Below are 18,076 nucleotides of genomic sequence, written 5' to 3'. Positions count from 1 at the left end.
CTTCTCATTTATCTGGTTTTGAGGGAATGAATACCTCAAAATAGTCTGGTGACGAAAGCGAAGAGGTCACACCCGTTCCCATCTCGAACACGGAAGTTAAGCTCTTCAGCGCCGATGGTAGTTGGGGGATCTCCCCCTGCAAGAGCAGGACGTTGCCAGGCAACTAAGAACGCGATATGGATTAATCCATATCGCGTTTTTTTGTGTTAATAATTAAAGAATCAATTTCTGGAAGCTTGTCCATGGCAGCTTCATGAGTTCAGCTTTTACTAAAATACGAAGTTTCCTGTACTCATGACGTCTTCATGAGTACAGTTTTTACCCAAATAAGAAGATTCTTGTCCTTATGACTGCTTCTCATAAGGACAGCATTTACCAAAAAGGGTCAAAGTCTGTCTTCACACCGGCTTCATGAGGATAGCCTTTTCCAATTAGGGGATTAGACTTCTCGAAAAAGATAGCACTTTAAATGGATAAAGGATCCCAAGCAATTGTCGGTGAGATTGTGTCTGCCAGAAGAGTAGGGCATGGAGAAGTTTATCAAGCCAACTGAAATTTTATAATAGAAAAGAACCTGATGCCGTACATACAGGTTCTTTTTGGCACTTTATAAAATTTAATGATAAAAACAGTTGCATTTATGAAATAGTTGGTATATAATTAGTTTTGTTGCTAAGGAAGCAACTCGTAATGAATATTATCTTATCGTCGCGGGGTGGAGCAGTCCGGTAGCTCGTCGGGCTCATAACCCGAAGGTCGCAGGTTCAAATCCTGTCCCCGCAATCACTTTTTTAACAGGCATATCCTATGCCAGTTGGTCCCGTGGTGTAGCGGTTAACATGCCTGCCTGTCACGCAGGAGATCGCGGGTTCGATTCCCGTCGGGACCGCCATTATATAATTTTACTCATTAAAACGAAACGCGGTTTCGTTTTTTTTTGTTTAGGAAATTATAAAATAACATTATGTGGATAAATTTAATGAAAGCTAGTCGTGTCTAGCTCCAGCGCCTAGCCCTTCAAGTCAAATAAGCCATTAGGCAATAAAAGTCAAGACCGGACTTTTTTCTCAAAAAATATGCTTGTCGGAAGCCCGCAGGATGCGGGTCAGGACGGCGAAGACATAAGGACGTGGCGGTCTTAGCCGTTCTTCATTCAAGGCGCCTGCGCTTTGTATTTTGTTTTGCCTTATTTAATCGTGTAAACTTAATATAAGATTGAATGTATTTTACAAAAGGGAGAGTTCGAATGAAGAACTATGAATTAAGATCGAATGGACCCGAAGAAACATATGCTGTTGCAAAAAGACTAGGTACCCTACTTAATGAAGGTGATGTGATATTACTTGAGGGCGATCTTGGTGCAGGTAAAACAACATTTACTAAAGGTTTGGCACTTGGGTTAGATATTAAAAAAACAGTTAATAGCCCTACCTTTACGATTATTAAAGAATATGCTGGAAGAATTCCCCTTTATCATATGGATGTTTATCGAGTCCAAGATTCAGCAGAAGATCTTGGTTTTGACGAATATTTTTACGGCGATGGGGTCACAGTGATTGAATGGGCTCACTTAATTGAAGATCAGCTTCCAGATGAGAAGCTTGCGATTTATTTGTATCATCAAGGCGATGATGAGCGAAAATTAATTTTGAAGCCATCAGGGACAAGATATGAAGCCTTGTGTGAGGAGTTATTAAATGAACATATTAGCGATTGATACATCCAATGATATTCTCGGTATCGCACTTTTAAATGAAGAAAAAATCATTGGAGAATATATAACAAATATTAAGAAGAATCACAGCGTCCGGGTGATGCCAGCGATTGAACGATTACTACAAGACTGTGGAATCGTACCGGCGGAACTTGAGAAAATTGTCGTGGCCAAAGGGCCCGGTTCTTACACGGGCGTCCGGATTGGTGTTACAATTGCCAAAACGATGGCATGGAGCCTTGGAATCCCTCTTTCTGGAGTATCTAGCCTGGCTGTTTTGGCTGCTTCTCCGCGTTATTTTAATGGGTATATCTCTCCTTTGTTTGATGCAAGAAGGGGATTAATCTATACAGGTTTATATCAATATCGTAATGGACATCTTGAAACAGTAATGGATGACAGAAATATTTTAGCTGAGGAATGGGCTGAAAAACTGAAAGAATTGCAGGCACCGGTTTTATTTACGGGTAATGATGTCACTCTTCATCAGGAAACATTTCAATTGCAGCTTTCAGAAAATGCTTTTTTTGCAAAGATGACTGAGTATAATCCGAGGCCAGGAGAGTTGGGGAGACTCGGAATGCATTTGCCTGCAGAAGAAATCCATTCATTTTCCCCAAATTATATCCGACTCGTGGAAGCGGAAGCGAAATGGCTAGAGAAACAGGAGCAGAAAAATGATAAACTATAGTCCAAAAACTTGGGATATTACTTTCCGATTTGCGACCGAAGATGATATTGAACGGCTTGTGGACATTGAACAGAAATCATTTACAGTACCATGGCCAGCTGAGGCTTTTTATAATGACATAACCAATAATCGTTTTGCTGTTTATGTGATGTTGGAATGTGACGGAGAAGTAGCTGGTTACTGTGGTGTTTGGCTTGTGATGGATGAAGCGCATATTACGAATATCGCGATTTTGCCAGAATACAGGGGCAGAAAGCTCGGTGAGTCATTACTTCGAAAAATGATGTCGCTTGCCAAAGAAGGCGGAGCCAATACGATGACGCTCGAGGTAAGAGTCAGCAATACTCCGGCTAGGTCGCTTTATCAAAAATTAGGTTTTCGCGAAGGTGGTATCCGAAAAAATTATTATTCGGATAATCAGGAAGATGCGATTGTCATGTGGGTGAAATTATGATGGAAAAAGATCTATTAGTTTTAGGTATTGAAACGAGCTGCGACGAAACAGCGGCTTCAGTTGTCAAAAATGGTAAGGAAATCATTTCAAATATCGTTGCTTCACAGATAGAGAGCCACAAGCGATTCGGCGGTGTTGTTCCCGAACTCGCATCTAGGCATCATGTGGAGGAAATTACAATAGTCATTGATGAAGCGCTGGAACAAGCTAATATAACAATGAAAGATATTGATGCCATTGCAGTTACAGAAGGTCCCGGCTTGGTGGGCGCCTTGCTTGTAGGAGTGAATGCGGCCAAAGCACTTGCTTTTGCCCATCAAATTCCGTTAGTCGGTGTTCATCATATTGCCGGCCATATTTATGCGAATCGGCTTATTTCAGAATTGAAATTTCCATTGCTATCTCTCGTTGTTTCTGGTGGGCACACCGAGCTGATTTTCATGGAGAATCATGGCTCATTCCAAGTGATTGGAGAAACGCGGGATGATGCGGCAGGTGAGGCATATGATAAAGTTGCGCGAACATTGCAACTTCCTTATCCAGGCGGTCCTCATATTGACAGACTTGCGCATGAAGGGAAACCTGTGATCGACTTGCCAAGGGCATGGCTTGAGGAAGGATCGTATGATTTCAGTTTTAGTGGATTAAAGTCAGCTGTGATTAATACGCTTCATAATGCGGAGCAACGCGGAGAAATAATATCTCCTGAAGATTTAGCTGCTAGTTTTCAAGCGAGCGTGATTGAAGTTTTGACGGAAAAAACGATCCGAGCTGCTAGAGAATATGAAGTGAAGCAAGTGCTTTTAGCGGGGGGAGTGGCAGCAAATAAGGGGCTGCGAGCATCTTTAACTTCCGCATTTGATCGGATGCCAAACGTCGAGCTCGTAATCCCCCCACTTTATCTTTGTACCGACAATGCAGCGATGATTGCAGCGGCAGGAAGCATTTTGTTTGAACAAGGTAAAAGAGGCGGTATGGAAATGAACGCCCACCCAGGGCTGGACATCGAAAAATAATGAAAAAGTAGAAACTCATTAAGATACGATTCTTAATGGGTTTTTTTGTTATAAGTGACCCAATTAGGGTAAAAAGATAATAATATCCCTTCATAAATCAGCTTGTGGATAATTATGTGGATATTTTTTTGAACTCTCCTATCCCTTGTCCCCCTTGATGTTAAGATATTCAGTAGTTGTGGATAACAGGATCGTGTTTTGTGGATTGTGTGGAAAAGTGACGTGAAGCCTTTATTTCCGCTGTTGATAATGTGTGTAACTCTGTGGAAAACCTCAAGCTGATAGTGAGGGTTACACCCTGTCCTGTGGCGACGGCTTATAAAAGTGTCACCAAAGCTAACAAGAAAAGCATACGGTCAATAAGAGTGCCGAAACAGCCAAAATGAGTGCCGCGCGGCCAGTAGAAACAAATATAACACCCAAATAGGGTGTTATATTTGCAACAGCTCTGATAGTTCGGTCCATTCCTCTAATAGCTTGTCGATTTCAGCTTTTATTTCTTCTATGCACTCATTAATGGCCATTACTTGTTCGTGATCTTCGAAAATATCGGGCCGGCATAATACTTCTTCCTTTTCCTCTAATTGTTCCTCTAAGGTAGAAAGTTTTTCTTCGATTTCTTCAATCCGCCGCTTACGTTGTCTTTCTAATCTCTTGATTTCCTTATCTTGTTGATAAGAATTTTTGTTTGACTGGGCAACTGCTTCTACACGCTTCAATCCTTCCTCAGCATCAAGGCGTGCAAGTTCGAGCATTTCCGCTTTTTTCTCTACGTAATAGTCATAATCACCAAGATATTCTTTCGTTCCTTCAGGAGAAAGTTCCACGACGATCGTTGCTAATCGGTTAATAAAATAACGGTCATGTGAAACGAATAGAATCGTGCCTGGATAATCGACAAGCGCGTTCTCAAGCACTTCTTTACTGTCTAAATCCAAGTGGTTAGTGGGCTCGTCCAAAATCAGGAAATTAGCTTGCTCAAGCATTAAAATAGCAAGGGCAACCCGGGCTTTTTCTCCACCACTGAGAGTGGAGACTATTTTTTGGACATCATCACCGCTGAACAGGAAATTACCCAGCACAGTCCGAATTTCTTTTTCGTCCTTATGTGGATATTGATCCCACAACTCTTGTAAAACGGTTTTATTAGAAGAGAGTTCCGCTTGTTCCTGGTCATAGTAACCGATCGTTACGTTTGAACCATACCCAATGCTACCAGCAAGCAATGGCAATTTTTTAATAATGGTCTTTAGTAAGGTTGATTTACCAACACCGTTTGGTCCCACAAGCGCGATACTGTCATGTCTAGAGATAGAGAAGTTTATATTATTAGAAAGAGAAGTTTGTCCATAACCGATGACAGCATCTGTTATTTTCAAAACGTCATTTCCACTTTGCTTTTCAATTCCGAATGCAAAGCTTGCTGACTTTTCTCCCCCCATTGGTCGATCTAGCATTTCCATTTTCTCTAGCTGCTTCCGGCGGCTTTGGGCCCTTTTCGTTGTAGAAGCTCGCGCTAAATTTTTCTGGATAAAATCTTGAAGTTTGGCTACTTCGTCCTGTTGCTTTTCAAACTGCTTCAATTCCCGCTCGTAAATTTCCGCTTTTTGCGTTAAGTATTTGCTATAATTACCATGGAATTTCTTTAATTCATGTCTCGAAAGCTCGTATACTTGAGTGACTACTTTATCTAAAAAGTAACGATCATGGGAGACGATTAAAATTGCACCTGAATAGCTCTGCAAATACTGTTCCAGCCATGACAAGGTCTCAATATCAAGATGATTGGTGGGCTCATCCAAAATGAGAATATCTGGTTTAGTTAAAAGCAGTTTGGCGAGAGCGAGCCGAGTTTTTTGACCTCCGCTTAATGTTGAAATAAGTGAACTATAGTCTTTTTCATAAAATCGTAATCCATGAAGAACGGAACGAATATCAGATTCGTATTGATAACCCCCAATATCCTTGAATTTCACTTGTAGCTGATCATACTCTCTTAAAAGTCTTTCCGATAGACCCGCCTGTTCATAATTAGCAGGGTTTGATAATTCCTGTTCGATATTCCGGATGTCCTTTTCCATCTTCCTTACGCTATCAAAAACGGACAGCATTTCATCCCAAATCGAAAGAGTAGATTCAAGGCCGGTATTTTGAGCAAGATAACCAATCGAGACATCCTTTGGTTTAACGATTTGACCGGAATCATAGGATAGTTGACCAGCAATCATTTTCAGCAAAGTGGATTTCCCTGCACCGTTTCTGCCGACAAGCGCAATGCGATCCTTGAGCTGTATTTCTAATTTAATATTTGATAGGATTAATTCTGCCCCAAAATATTTAGTCAATTGTTGTATTTGTAATAACATCATTTTTTTCACCTCATACTTATAGCTAGTTTACCGTAATTTATGGAATCTTCCAATGAAAAAAGACAGTAAGAAAGAAATAGTGTATGATTAAGGAAGAGGTGTTGACAGTGAAAAAGTTAACGCATTTTAATGAAGAAGGCCGGGCGAAAATGGTTGATGTAAGCTCCAAGCCTGATACCGTTCGCACAGCAACTGCCCAATCAAGCATTGAAGTAAACGAGGTCATTTATGAGCATATCCATGCGAACAAAATTAAAAAAGGTGATGTTCTCGCTGTCGCTCAAGTAGCTGGAATTATGGCTGCTAAAAAGACTTGGGACATTATTCCGATGTGCCACCCGATTGCTCTCCAAGGTATCGATATTTCATTTGAATGGGAAAAAGCTACTGACGAAAGCCGTCTATTAAAAATTATGGCTTCAGTGAAGACGAAGGGGAGCACAGGAGTAGAGATGGAAGCTCTTACGGCCGTTTCCGCCGCAGCTTTAACCGTTTATGATATGTGCAAAGCAATCGACAAAGGGATGGTCATCGGCCCTACATTTTTGATCGAAAAAACCGGTGGAACAACTAGCAAAGATTATCAGCGTAAATGAAATTGGATGGCAGAGCCTGAAGTCAGGTTAAGTCAGCCCATTAGGCATTTCACGGAGGATTAAATATGAACGACGAAAATATAAAAATACCGCAGGCAACTGCAAAAAGGCTGCCGCTCTATTACAGATTTATTAAAAACCTGCACGCTTCTGGAAAACAGCGTGTTTCTTCTGCTGAATTGAGTGAAGCAGTAAAAGTCGACTCAGCGACCATTCGAAGAGATTTTTCTTATTTTGGTGCGCTTGGAAAAAAAGGATATGGGTATAATGTAAATTATCTACAATCTTTTTTCAGAAAAACGCTAGATCAAGATGAACTGACGAAAGTCGCTTTAGTTGGTGTCGGAAATTTAGGAACAGCTTTTTTAAACTATAACTTTTTAAAAAATAACAATATGAAGATTGCCATGGCCTTTGAAGTGGATCCGGAGAAAGTTGGCAGCAAAATTGGTGATGTGGTCATCCATGATATGGCTGAACTAGAAGAGCGGCTTCGCAAAGACGCAGTGTCTGTCGTTATTTTAACTGTACCAGCCGGTGTGGCTCAGCAAATCACCGATCGTCTGGAACATACAGATGTGAAAGGAATATTGAATTTCACTCCAGCAAGATTAAGCGTTCCGCCATCTGTCCGCGTCCATCATATTGATCTCGCGGTTGAACTCCAGTCTCTCATCTATTTCTTAAAAAACTATCCTAATGAAGAAGACACCGAAAATTCACAGGAAATAGAGAATTCTTGATAGCCAAACACATTTAAATCCGGTAAAATTATAGTTATTAAGGAGGTGGGCGTAATGGTTTTAGGAGCAGTAGGTCCAGGTAGTGTAGCCATCATTGCTATTGTTGCATTATTGATTTTCGGTCCGAAGAAATTGCCGGAACTAGGTAGGGCGGCAGGCAAAACATTGCGTGAGTTTAAGAACGCAACGGCAGGGCTGGCGGATGACGAAGATAAAGATAAGGTTAATAAAAAAGACGCCGACCAATGATAGGATGAAATTGCTATGAATCAAAAAGATATGACAATCTTTGACCATATAGACGAATTAAGAAAACGGCTGATGATTATAGTCGTTTTCTTCGTATTTGCAGTCATTGTTAGCTTTTTTCTAGTAGAGCCGCTTATCAAACTTATTCAAAATGCTGATGCTGCCCAGGAACTAACAATGAATGCATTTCGTGTTACGGATCCATTTAAAGTGTATATGAACATGATATTTGTTCTTTCATTAATCATGACATCACCAGTGATATTATATCAGCTATGGTCTTTTGTCAGTCCCGGCCTTCTTGAAAAAGAGCGTAAAGCTACTCTGGGATATATCCCAATATCAGTATTGTTATTTTTAGCCGGATTGGCGTTTTCATATTTTGTTCTTTTCCCGTTTGTCATTACGTTCATGCTCGGCTTATCCAGCGATATGGGGATTAAATCGACGATCGGCATAAATGAATATTTTCAATTTTTATTTCAAATCACATTACCATTCGGATTGCTTTTTCAGCTCCCGGTTGTCATGCTCTTCTTAACTAGGCTTGGCATCATTACCCCGAAGTTGATGTCCGATATCAGAAAATACGCCTATTTTGTTTTGCTCGTCATTGCTGCATTTATTACACCGCCTGATATCGTTTCGCATTTGATGGTAACTGTGCCGCTTTTAATTCTTTATGAAATCAGCATCTGGATTTCAAGAATTGGGTATAAAAAAGCACAGGCAGCGGAAACAGAGCAAGTGAAAATGAATAACTAAGCAAAAAAAGAGACTTTCCATTTTACGAAAGTCTCTTTTTTAGTTTACTTTTTTTGTTGTTTCTTTAGTTTTAAATGTAGTGAAAAAAGCCTAAAACTAGCTCCAAAATCAAATGTCGCTAAAATGATGAGCAAATATGCGAAGAAATTCCAGTCATTCATTGTCACTTGCTGGACAGCAAAAACAGTAAAAACAACGCCAAGTACTAAATATACAAAACTAGAAAACAATGGTGATCTCACTTAGAAGAAACCTCCAATCCAGCCTTGTACATATGCAGTCATTTCTTCAATCTTTTCCCTATTGGTAAATTGTACGACTGTCACAAGGGTATTCATCATCATATGAGAAATAATCGGAACGATGATTCTTTTTGTTTTTACATATAAAAATGCGAAGGTAAAGCCCATCGCTGCGTATAAAATAAGATGTTTTGGTTCCATATGGGCAAGCGAGAATGCTAGGGAACTTATAAGAGCGGCGGCCCAGAAAGGAAGTCGATTATATAATGTACCAAAGATGACTTTTCGAAAAACAATTTCTTCAAGGATAGGTCCAATAATGGAACTGGCAACCATCACTAAAGGGAAAAGTTTAATTAAGTTCATGATTTGTTGTGTATTCTCGGAACCTGGCTCAATACCAAGTGCCCTTTCAACTAAGACAGCAGCAATTTGCGCGAAAAACGCGATGAAAATTCCTCCTACAGCCCAAATCATCGCTGGTCCAAGCGGCATTGGCGCCGATCTTTCAACATTCGTATAAGCATCTTTTTTCCTTAATAGCAGCAACACAATTAAAAGACCTGCAGTAAAACTAAAGACGATCCAAATACCCGTTGCTAAAACTTCCATCTTAGCCGGCTCCACATTAAAAAGTGTGACCCCAGTAAAATAAAGCAAAGGCATTCCGATGAAAACCGAGAGCTGAATCGCAATAAAGGTAATCAAAATATATACATACTTTTTTTCCATGGATAAAAAATCCCTTCAAGCATTATTAGAAACAACTTTCATTTTACTAATAAAATCAGGAGCATTCAAATATTGTAGGCTTTTTCACGAATATATAGACTAGATGGGCGGCTTTGAGGAGTGCGTTCGCTGGTTTTTGGAGAGTCCATGGAGGACTGTACTATCCAAGTCTCCAAAATCTAGTCCTGATGATCTTTGTTTAAGGATCGTGTTGCCCTTTTATAAAAATATCAGCGTCATTTGCAGAAAATGTAGAGGATTGGAGAAAAGAATTTTTTATAAAATGATGCAGGAAGCTTGCAAAAAGAAATTGAATTTATTATTATAATAACTGTGTTAGCACTCATTGAGTAAGAGTGCTAATAAATGAATAAATAAACTACATATTTATTTAAGGAGGTTGTTTCACTTGTTAAAACCATTAGGTGATCGCGTTATTATTGAACTAGTTGAATCAGAAGAGAAAACTGCAAGCGGTATCGTGCTACCGGATTCAGCAAAGGAAAAACCGCAAGAAGGTAAAATTGTTGCTGTTGGTACTGGCCGTGTTCTTGAAAGCGGTGAGCGTGTAGCTCTTGAGGTGGCTGAAGGCGATAATATCATTTTCTCGAAATACGCTGGAACAGAAGTGAAATACCAAGGCAATGAATACTTGATTCTGCGTGAATCTGACATATTAGCTGTTATCGGCAAATAATTAAAAAGTTATTCTGTTTCTTAATTTTATTTTCGATGAGGAGGTCATTAAACAATGGCAAAAGATATTAAATTCTCTGAAGATGCTCGTCGTGCACTACTGCGCGGAGTAGACCAATTGGCGGATGCTGTTAAAGTAACTTTAGGACCAAAAGGACGCAACGTGGTTCTTGAGAAGAAATTCGGTTCACCACTTATTACTAACGATGGTGTAACTATTGCAAAAGAAATCGAACTTGAAGATGCATTCGAAAACATGGGTGCTAAATTAGTTTCTGAAGTTGCAAGCAAAACAAATGATGTAGCAGGTGACGGTACAACTACTGCAACGGTTCTTGCTCAAGCGATGATTACGGAAGGCTTGAAAAACGTAACAGCTGGAGCTAACCCTGTAGGCGTTCGTAAAGGGATCGAAAAAGCAGTTGCTACTGCAGTAACTGAACTACAAGCGATTTCTAAACAAATCGAAGATAAAGAATCCATCGCACAAGTTGCGTCTATTTCTTCAGGTGACGAAGAAGTTGGACAACTAATTGCTGAAGCAATGGAGCGTGTTGGCAACGATGGCGTTATTACAATCGAAGAATCAAAAGGCTTCACAACAGATCTTGATGTAGTAGAAGGTATGCAATTCGACCGTGGATATACTTCTGCTTACATGGTAACAGATACTGACAAAATGGAAGCAGTTCTTGAAAATCCATATATCTTGATCACTGACAAGAAAATTTCTAACATCCAAGAAATCCTTCCTGTTCTTGAGCAAGTTGTTCAACAAGGCAAGCCACTATTGCTAATTGCTGAAGATGTTGAAGGTGAAGCATTGTCTACACTAGTTGTAAACAAACTTCGCGGAACATTCAACGCAGTAGCTGTTAAAGCTCCTGGCTTTGGTGACCGTCGTAAAGCTATGCTTGAAGACATCGCTATCTTAACAGGCGGTGAAGTGATCACTGAAGAGCTTGGCCTTGACTTGAAATCAGCTACAATCGATTCTCTTGGCCGCGCTGCGAAAGTAGTAGTTTCTAAAGAAAATACTACAATCGTTGAAGGTGCTGGAGAAACTGCAAACATTGGTGCACGTGTTAACCAAATCCGTACTCAAATGGAAGAAACTACTTCCGAGTTCGATCTTGAAAAACTTCAGGAGCGTTTGGCTAAACTTGCTGGCGGCGTAGCTGTTATCCAAGTTGGTGCTGCAACTGAAACAGAATTGAAAGAGCGCAAACTTCGCATCGAAGACGCTTTGAACGCAACTCGTGCAGCTGTTGAAGAAGGAATCGTTTCCGGAGGCGGAACTGCACTAGTAAACGTATATAATAAAGTAGCAGCAATCGAAGCAGAAGGCGATGTTGCAACTGGTGTGAAAATCGTTCTTCGTGCACTTGAAGAGCCTGTACGCCAAATCGCGCACAACGCTGGCCTTGAAGGATCTGTTGTTGTTGACCGCTTGAAGAAAGAAGAAATCGGAATCGGCTTCAACGCCGCTACTGATGAGTGGGTGAACATGATTGACGCTGGTATCGTTGACCCAACTAAAGTTACACGCTATGCGCTTCAAAACGCAGCATCCGTTGCAGCTATGCTTCTAACAACTGAAGCAGTTGTAGCTGACAAGCCAGAAGAAAACGCTGGCGGCGGAATGCCTGACATGAGCGGCATGGGTGGAATGGGCGGCATGATGTAAGGCTTTTAGAAACCTTGATATATCAAGGGTTTCAAAGGTTTACAGGAAGCTCGTGACCGCATATTAACCGCGGAAAATAAAAAACTCCCTCTGAAAAATTATTTCAGAGGGAGTTTTTATTTTAATTATAATTTTATTAGGTTTTTATAATAGTCCCCAGTGAGATTTCTTTCTATATATGATCAGAAACAAGTTTTAATTCTGTTATCCAAAAATCGTTATCAAAAGGTTGACCTATATTATGCAACAACATTGGGGATATAAACATATAAACACCTCTAGATAATTTTAACATGAAGAATTGAGACTTAATACGGTTTTACCTTTGGTAAGTTATTGAAAAAGATGGAGATAAAGGTTGACGATAAGAGGGTTAGTTGACTCGATATCAAAATAATCAAAAGTCTAGTTAAAAACACATCAGAACCCGTTACTCTATGAGTGATGGGTCTTTTTTATTCGGTGACCCTTTTATTTCGACTACTCTCTATTAAGAAATTGATAAACAGGATAATCATGGCTGCTGCCAACATCCCGAAACTTATTACAGCAAGCCCCATTCCGATCCATCTGCCCATAATATAGGCACTAATCAATATCATTATTGGAGCAATTAACGTGGACTTAACTGCACGGTGCTTGTTTTTTAACAATCCTAGAGCTACAAAGTAAATCAATGTATTAGCACCAAAGCCAATGCCAATAGGGATTAGTATGTCCATGATTTCACCTCGTTCATATATTCATCTTTCATAAAATGGTAACATAACCGACATTTGTAAACAATCGAAAGTAGAATCGGATGGTTGTTTTCCCTTTAGAATAATTCCTTTATTTAATCTTTAAGGGTGTTTCTTCTTCTTTTAAAGAAAATCAGGAACTTAATACAGATAATATCGTTCCTATAAATAAGTAACTAAGGCATGAATGGGAGGGGAGGGGGCTGTCATTAAGGTTGTTACAATCACTTGTGAATGTTGTACAAAAGATTCTTATGTAGATGAAGATGATTTTCCTCTATATTGTCTTTTTGCGGAAGTCGTTCCACGATTTACTATAAAGAGGAAACCGGGTATTTGAAACTAGAAAAAGTAATATCATATTGCGATGAAAAGGAGTGAAAAGATTGAGTGAACTTAGAAATGACTTAGCAATACTAGAATCATATGATCTACATGATTGATGTACAGTTGGAAAATTAGATGAATCTAAGACGAAAAATGAGACATGATGATTACGGCGATAGGAATTTACCACCTCCGCCATCTTCTTTACCACTCTTTGACAAAGAATTTACCAAGCTTCACCAACCCTTTACCAATAAAAAGCTCCTCTTTTTACAATGTGTCTAGAGGAGGTTTTTATTGGTTTGAATTTTATATTAGGCCTTAAAGGGGTACCGTCAGGAAACCGCGGATTTACAACGATAAGGAAATTCCAATGCTAAAATGCCCAACTTCTCCGTAAATTTGTGGAGAAATTGGGTTTCTTCATATCCGCTGCATGGTGAGTAGACCTGTTACTGTTATATGTATCCTCCGTAGCATACGAAAAGGTCTCTGGGAAGAAGCACGGATCTACGCAGATTTTAGACATAAAGAAAACATTCAGAGTGCAGACCAGGCCCAGTTTCCTTTCATACATAGTCTGAAAGAGGAAATGTTCGCGGGTGATACCGTATCAATGGAACGGTTCCGATGGGGACTTGAAGTGATTTTACATGGAATTCAACAGTCAATCAATTAGAAAGGAGCAGTTACTTTTAATGAAGAAAAAAAGCAGTCAATGGCTGCTTTTTTTTCTGTTCTGCGTGTCTTAATGGAATAAGGATTGCTTATTATTTGGGACTGACCGTATAGCTTTCCTGAGGGTTCTCTTGATAAAAGTAGTTTGGAGTTAACGTGACATTTTTATATTGTTTATGATAAATATGAGTTGTTGCAGGTGATATTGGTGGAATAAGCCATGCCCAATTGCCTGTGATATGTCGACCATTTTTCATTTCATTTTCTTCAAATTTTTTAAATTGCTTTGCTGCAGTATGATGGTCAACAATGGTTACACCAGCTTTTTGATAAGAATGTAAAACCGCAATATTTAATTCAATTAAAGCTTTGTCTATCCACAGTGATCCATTTAACTTAGTATCCAATCCCATTATTTTTGCAACTTTTGGTAATAAATTATAGCGGTCTTGATCTGCTAAGTTTCTTGCTCCAATTTCAGTGCCCATATACCAACCATTAAACGGAGCCATAGGATAATCAATTCCGCCTATCTCTAAACGCATGTCTGAAATGATTGGAACAGCATACCACTTTACACCTAGCTCGTTAAAACCATCAAGTTGTGGGTGAGTTATCGGTACTTCTTTAATGATCTCATTTGGAATTTTAAATAATTGAGGTTTTTTCCCTGATTCTTGGATAACTAGAGGAAGAATATCAAAGGGAGTCTTGTGCCCTTGCCATCCCATTCTTTCGCACATTTTGGTCAGCTTGATAGATGTGGAATCACCAATTATTTTATCGTCCTCTTTGTATCCTGCATAACGTAATAATTGATGGTTCCAAATTCTGATAGGATCTTTTCCATTTCTTCGAGGCGCAAAGATCGTAATTGCAGATCGGATTTTCCCATCATTTGTAGCAAAATTAATATGTTTAACTAGTTTTTTATACGCATCTTCTGCTATGAGTACATCTCGCGCATCAAAAACATGTAGGGTATCCCAGAGTAATCGTCCAATACAACGATTACTGTTACGCCACGCCATTTTTGCTCCGTGTGTTAATTCAAAAGTCTTGTGAACGTATGTTCCAGTAACATTTATTTCATTTTTTATTTCTTGAATTCGTTTCAATTTTCTTGCTTCGGATATTCCGAGTTCATCGTAACAACTTTCTATAAATTGTATCGCTTCAAGTAGTAAATTATTAATTTTAGTAGACTGAACCATTAGTATCAACTCCATATTTCTAGCTTATCATCAATACATGACTGTAATAATGAAATAATTTGTAAATTTATTGAATTATTATTGAGGTAGATGCCAATAGCTGTACGGAAATAAGTCGATTTTATTGCACATTTCGATTATTATGCACATCACAATTGTGGTGTGTTTTTTTTATTTCAGGAACCTTTAACGGATAATTTCGTTTGAATTGTTCTATAATCAACGAAAGATTGAACGAAAAGTGGGTGTTTTTTTATGTCAAACGTAATCCGTTTCCGGAGACAGGAAGAACGGGGCAGGAAAAGAAGGATAAGCAATTGACAGAATGGGAAGCAGTATTTGGCATAGGAAGAAACCTTGAGATGGGTAAAAGAAGAAAACGAAGAAATAAATGAAGGACAATAGCTAATGAATTGGATGTATTAGTGACCGCATTTTGACCTGAAAAAAAATATATAACTATATAAATCAGTACAAAAGGAAAATCTAATAATCTCTTTAAAGCTTGTTATACCAACGCTTATATCATTTCTTAGAGAACCATAAAACATCCAGTGTTAAGGGCGGCATGATGTAATAGCGCCCCTCAACCCTTGATATGAATGGGTTTGTAAGTAAAATGAGAGTGGTTTGCTAACATTTTGCTAATATCAGGTATATAAAAGAGGCTTCTCATTAGTTGATTAAACTTTTGGGAAGCCTTTTTCTATTGGTTAATTAGAAGGTAATGCACTATGTATTATCATTGAAAATAATAGCCTAATGATCTACTCCATGTTTTCTAATTTCTTCTGAGAATATGGTCAAATAGTCCCTCGTCATGATCGAAAAAGACAAAATACTACAAAAGAACTCGTGAAATTACAAATTATTCTGTATAATTAAGGCTAAAGTAATGTATAATGGTGGTAACAAACCAAATATATTAAAGGGCAACTTATCTGAAAAGATAAGGACGCAATGCTATAGGGTCTAAAGTATCATGATACTATGCCAGCCAGTTGCATCTTCAGTCCCTTTAATTATTAAATAAGAGACTTTTTTAATTAAGTCCGATCAAAATAGGGGGGGAATATGGTGAGAAGGTTATTAGTACTATTAGTTTTATCAGTAATGATGATAGGTTTAGGGACGAGTGTCTCAGCAGCGAGTGATACTGAAAATGTTAAAGCGCTAGAGTTGATTGAAAAAACAAATAGAGAAATAGATAAAGAGATTGAAAAAGCAGTGAAAAAAGCGGACAAGCTTCAAGCAGATTACATTAAAGATGTAAAAGTGATAGAGGAAGGTAAAGAGGTTATTAAGCTAAAAGACGAAAAAGAGAAGTTATCTTCTGAATTGGAAACCCATAAACATGATGCGAAAAAGATTGCAAAATTAGAAGAAGACATGTTGAAAATAGAAGAAAAGCTAGCTAAAGAAACGGCAAAAATTGAAAAGAAAATAAGTGAAATTGAAGCAGACATTCAAGAAATAACGATCAGTTTAACTTTAGCCGAGGATAAGGACTCTAAGAAGCTACACGATAAGCTAGAAAAACTGACAAAGAAACTAAATAAAAGGATAGAAAAGGCTGAGGAAAAGACAGAGAAGTATACAAAGGATTTGGAGAAGGTCATTACAGACAATTATAATAAAACATTAGAAATGTCAGCAGAAACGATTGCCAAAGTGGCAGAAGTAGGGATTATTGCTGAATGCACCTGGAAATTAGTTCGCTTTGCTGATCAATGGGTTTGGATTGACCCGGTCCGTGTGGTAAAGTTATAAGTAATTAAATTATAAAGTCATTGAGGAATTATTGCCAATATTATAAAATGATAGATAGAAAGCGAGTCTAGCAATTTTGTGTAGACTCGCTTTCTTTGTAATCAGGTGTAGAGGTGACTTGTATGGCTTTTTCAATTGGAAGAGACGGAACACATATAGAACAGGTTAAATCTGATCATTTTAATATAAGTCTGCTTGCCAGAGGGGATGGGTCTGAAATTATGATTCAGACGATAGCAAAAGACAACCTCTTCTATGTTTATCCTAGTGATTCTCCTAATGTAATGGAGTTCTTCTATATCTTAAAAGGTGAAATGACTTGTGAATTAAATGGTGAAAAAGTTAAACTTGGTCCTAACGATTATTACACAGCCACTAACTTAGATGAGCCAATTCATTTCATCACGTTATCAGAAGTAGTTTATTTATGGGTGATTACAGAACCTGCCTTTTATCAATTAAGTGAAAGTATCACTATTCTTAAAGAGACAGTCGATGAGGTAGAAAAAAAAGACCGATACACATATAAGCATAGTGAGAGAGTATCTGAATATGCAGTTAAAATTGCCAAGAAATTAAAATTGCCCAAGGATAGACTTGAGAACTTATATTTAGCCTCCCTTTTACATGATATCGGAAAAATAAATACTCCTGAAGAGATTTTAAATAAGCCAGGAAAGTTAACTGATGAAGAGTTTGCAATAATTAAGCGTCATCCAATCGATGGTGCAGAGATGGTGAAGGAAACCTATTATGAAGAAATCTCTACAATCATCGTACAGCATCATGAGAGATTAAATGGAAGTGGTTATCCTAATCGTTTAAAAGGGGAGGATATCCTGCTTGAGGCGCGGATCATAGCAGTAAGTGATACCTTCGATGCAATGACAGAAGACCGATCCTATCGTCAAGCTTTGGATATACAATTTGCAGTTGATGAGCTAATAAAACTCTCTGATACACATTATGATAGAAAAATAGTAGAGGCATTCGTTGAAATTTTAAAAGAAGAAGGACGGATTTAGAAGCATGGGAAAAGGACATATATTGGTAATACATTGATGGCACAAATTGGGTTGTTTATGGCAGGAAGGTAATAAGCGCCTCTTTTTTCATCTCTTTTGTAACATGTAAATAAACATTTTTTGTTGTGTCTTCATCGTTGTTGTGTCCTAATCTTCCTATTTATTTGTGGAAGACTTACCCCTGCCTCAGCTAATAGAGAGGAATGAGTATGGCGTAATGAAAGGCCTCCCATCAGTTCGCTAAACTGATGGGAGGCCTTTACTTTTAAAGATATTTACATGTAAATATAATTGAACTCCTCAATTGTTTTAATAGAACCCGTAAATAATTCACATAACCATTATTATCTGCCAGAGCCCTTTTATAA

The 18,076-nt window shown here is 38.5% G+C and carries 18 protein-coding genes, 2 tRNA genes, 1 rRNA gene, 1 pseudogene and 1 riboswitch; of the genes and pseudogenes, 16 read left to right on the top strand and 6 right to left on the bottom strand.

The window, feature by feature from the left end; translation table 11 throughout:
* Positions 1 to 44: 44 nt before the first annotated feature.
* The 7 genes from rrf (at position 45) to tsaD (ending at position 3,875) form a co-directional block, all read left to right on the top strand.
* Positions 45 to 161, top strand: a 5S ribosomal RNA gene (gene rrf, locus KHA88_RS19795).
* 548 nt (positions 162 to 709) lie between these two features.
* Positions 710 to 783 (top strand) — tRNA-Met (locus tag KHA88_RS19790).
* 33 nt (positions 784 to 816) lie between these two features.
* Positions 817 to 892: transfer RNA gene (locus tag KHA88_RS19785), tRNA-Asp, on the top strand.
* A gap of 354 nt (positions 893 to 1,246) precedes the next feature.
* Positions 1,247 to 1,717: a tRNA (adenosine(37)-N6)-threonylcarbamoyltransferase complex ATPase subunit type 1 TsaE gene (gene tsaE / locus KHA88_RS19780; RefSeq protein ID WP_213108754.1), complete on the top strand. Its 471-nt coding sequence runs from the start codon at positions 1,247 to 1,249 to the stop codon at positions 1,715 to 1,717.
* Positions 1,698 to 2,405 (top strand): tRNA (adenosine(37)-N6)-threonylcarbamoyltransferase complex dimerization subunit type 1 TsaB, encoded by a 708-nt coding sequence (gene tsaB, locus KHA88_RS19775; RefSeq protein WP_213099854.1) that lies wholly within the window; start codon positions 1,698 to 1,700, stop codon positions 2,403 to 2,405. The genes tsaE and tsaB overlap by 20 nt, the downstream gene beginning before the upstream one ends.
* Complete coding sequence (rimI, locus tag KHA88_RS19770) at positions 2,392 to 2,859, top strand: ribosomal protein S18-alanine N-acetyltransferase (protein WP_213099855.1); 468 nt, start codon at positions 2,392 to 2,394, stop codon at positions 2,857 to 2,859. The genes tsaB and rimI overlap by 14 nt, the downstream gene beginning before the upstream one ends.
* Positions 2,859 to 3,875, top strand: coding sequence for a tRNA (adenosine(37)-N6)-threonylcarbamoyltransferase complex transferase subunit TsaD (tsaD, locus tag KHA88_RS19765; RefSeq protein ID WP_213108753.1), 1,017 nt, complete (start codon positions 2,859 to 2,861; stop codon positions 3,873 to 3,875). Before rimI ends, tsaD begins: the two co-directional genes overlap by 1 nt.
* A 431-nt stretch (positions 3,876 to 4,306) precedes the next feature.
* Here the strand turns inward: tsaD and KHA88_RS19760 are convergent, their stop codons facing one another.
* Entirely contained in the window at positions 4,307 to 6,244 is a 1,938-nt protein-coding gene (locus KHA88_RS19760; protein ID WP_213108752.1) for an ABC-F family ATP-binding cassette domain-containing protein, read from the bottom strand.
* A gap of 107 nt (positions 6,245 to 6,351) precedes the next feature.
* Between KHA88_RS19760 and moaC the strand changes: the two genes are divergently transcribed.
* The 4 genes from moaC to tatC all read left to right on the top strand — a co-directional run bounded on the left by moaC (position 6,352) and on the right by tatC (position 8,597).
* Positions 6,352 to 6,840: a cyclic pyranopterin monophosphate synthase MoaC gene (moaC, locus tag KHA88_RS19755; RefSeq protein WP_213099858.1), complete on the top strand. Its 489-nt coding sequence runs from the start codon at positions 6,352 to 6,354 to the stop codon at positions 6,838 to 6,840.
* Positions 6,841 to 6,905: 65 nt separating this feature from the next.
* Positions 6,906 to 7,583 (top strand): redox-sensing transcriptional repressor Rex, encoded by a 678-nt coding sequence (locus KHA88_RS19750; RefSeq protein WP_213099859.1) that lies wholly within the window; start codon positions 6,906 to 6,908, stop codon positions 7,581 to 7,583.
* A gap of 54 nt (positions 7,584 to 7,637) precedes the next feature.
* Positions 7,638 to 7,832, top strand: coding sequence for a twin-arginine translocase TatA/TatE family subunit (locus tag KHA88_RS19745; protein WP_213122698.1), 195 nt, complete (start codon positions 7,638 to 7,640; stop codon positions 7,830 to 7,832).
* Positions 7,833 to 7,847: 15 nt separating this feature from the next.
* Positions 7,848 to 8,597, top strand: coding sequence for a twin-arginine translocase subunit TatC (gene tatC / locus KHA88_RS19740; RefSeq protein ID WP_213108750.1), 750 nt, complete (start codon positions 7,848 to 7,850; stop codon positions 8,595 to 8,597).
* A gap of 44 nt (positions 8,598 to 8,641) precedes the next feature.
* On the opposite strand, the gene KHA88_RS19735 is transcribed toward tatC, so the two are convergent.
* Positions 8,642 to 8,839 (bottom strand): YdiK family protein, encoded by a 198-nt coding sequence (locus KHA88_RS19735; protein ID WP_213099862.1) that lies wholly within the window; start codon positions 8,837 to 8,839, stop codon positions 8,642 to 8,644.
* Positions 8,840 to 9,571: a CPBP family intramembrane glutamic endopeptidase gene (locus KHA88_RS19730; RefSeq protein ID WP_213099863.1), complete on the bottom strand. Its 732-nt coding sequence runs from the start codon at positions 9,569 to 9,571 to the stop codon at positions 8,840 to 8,842.
* A gap of 409 nt (positions 9,572 to 9,980) precedes the next feature.
* Between KHA88_RS19730 and groES the strand changes: the two genes are divergently transcribed.
* Positions 9,981 to 10,268, top strand: coding sequence for a co-chaperone GroES (gene groES, locus KHA88_RS19725; protein WP_213099864.1), 288 nt, complete (start codon positions 9,981 to 9,983; stop codon positions 10,266 to 10,268).
* Positions 10,269 to 10,322: 54 nt separating this feature from the next.
* Complete coding sequence (groL, locus tag KHA88_RS19720) at positions 10,323 to 11,954, top strand: chaperonin GroEL (protein ID WP_213099865.1); 1,632 nt, start codon at positions 10,323 to 10,325, stop codon at positions 11,952 to 11,954.
* A gap of 455 nt (positions 11,955 to 12,409) precedes the next feature.
* On the opposite strand, the gene KHA88_RS19715 is transcribed toward groL, so the two are convergent.
* Both KHA88_RS19715 and KHA88_RS19710 read right to left on the bottom strand, forming a co-directional pair.
* Positions 12,410 to 12,676, bottom strand: coding sequence for a hypothetical protein (locus tag KHA88_RS19715; RefSeq protein WP_213099866.1), 267 nt, complete (start codon positions 12,674 to 12,676; stop codon positions 12,410 to 12,412).
* Between the two features lie 1,115 nt (positions 12,677 to 13,791).
* A complete protein-coding gene (locus KHA88_RS19710) occupies positions 13,792 to 14,913 on the bottom strand; it encodes a nitric oxide synthase oxygenase (RefSeq protein WP_249306324.1) in 1,122 nt (373 codons plus the stop codon).
* Between the two features lie 203 nt (positions 14,914 to 15,116).
* Between KHA88_RS19710 and KHA88_RS19705 the strand changes: the two genes are divergently transcribed.
* The 3 genes from KHA88_RS19705 (at position 15,117) to KHA88_RS19695 (ending at position 17,708) form a co-directional block, all read left to right on the top strand.
* Entirely contained in the window at positions 15,117 to 15,308 is a 192-nt protein-coding gene (locus tag KHA88_RS19705; protein WP_213099868.1) for a hypothetical protein, read from the top strand.
* Between the two features lie 526 nt (positions 15,309 to 15,834).
* A riboswitch (cyclic di-GMP riboswitch) is annotated at positions 15,835 to 15,922 on the top strand.
* Positions 15,923 to 15,987: 65 nt separating this feature from the next.
* On the top strand, positions 15,988 to 16,683 hold the full coding sequence (locus KHA88_RS19700) for a hypothetical protein (protein ID WP_213122697.1): 696 nt from the start codon (positions 15,988 to 15,990) through the stop codon (positions 16,681 to 16,683).
* A gap of 122 nt (positions 16,684 to 16,805) precedes the next feature.
* The gene (locus KHA88_RS19695; RefSeq protein WP_213099870.1) at positions 16,806 to 17,708 is read left to right on the top strand and encodes an HD domain-containing phosphohydrolase; all 903 of its coding nucleotides are present in this window, start codon (positions 16,806 to 16,808) and stop codon (positions 17,706 to 17,708) included.
* 55 nt (positions 17,709 to 17,763) lie between these two features.
* Here the strand turns inward: KHA88_RS19695 and KHA88_RS21085 are convergent.
* Positions 17,764 to 17,929, bottom strand: a pseudogene (locus KHA88_RS21085) (tyrosine-type recombinase/integrase); the annotation flags it as partial.
* Positions 17,930 to 18,076: the final 147 nt, after the last annotated feature.

Origin of the sequence: Lederbergia citrea, assembly GCF_018343525.1 — a bacterium.
Taxonomy (GTDB): domain Bacteria; phylum Bacillota; class Bacilli; order Bacillales; family Bacillaceae_C; genus Lederbergia; species Lederbergia citrea.
Note: the sequence above shows the minus strand (reverse complement) of the source record. Positions and strands in the feature narration are given on the sequence as shown.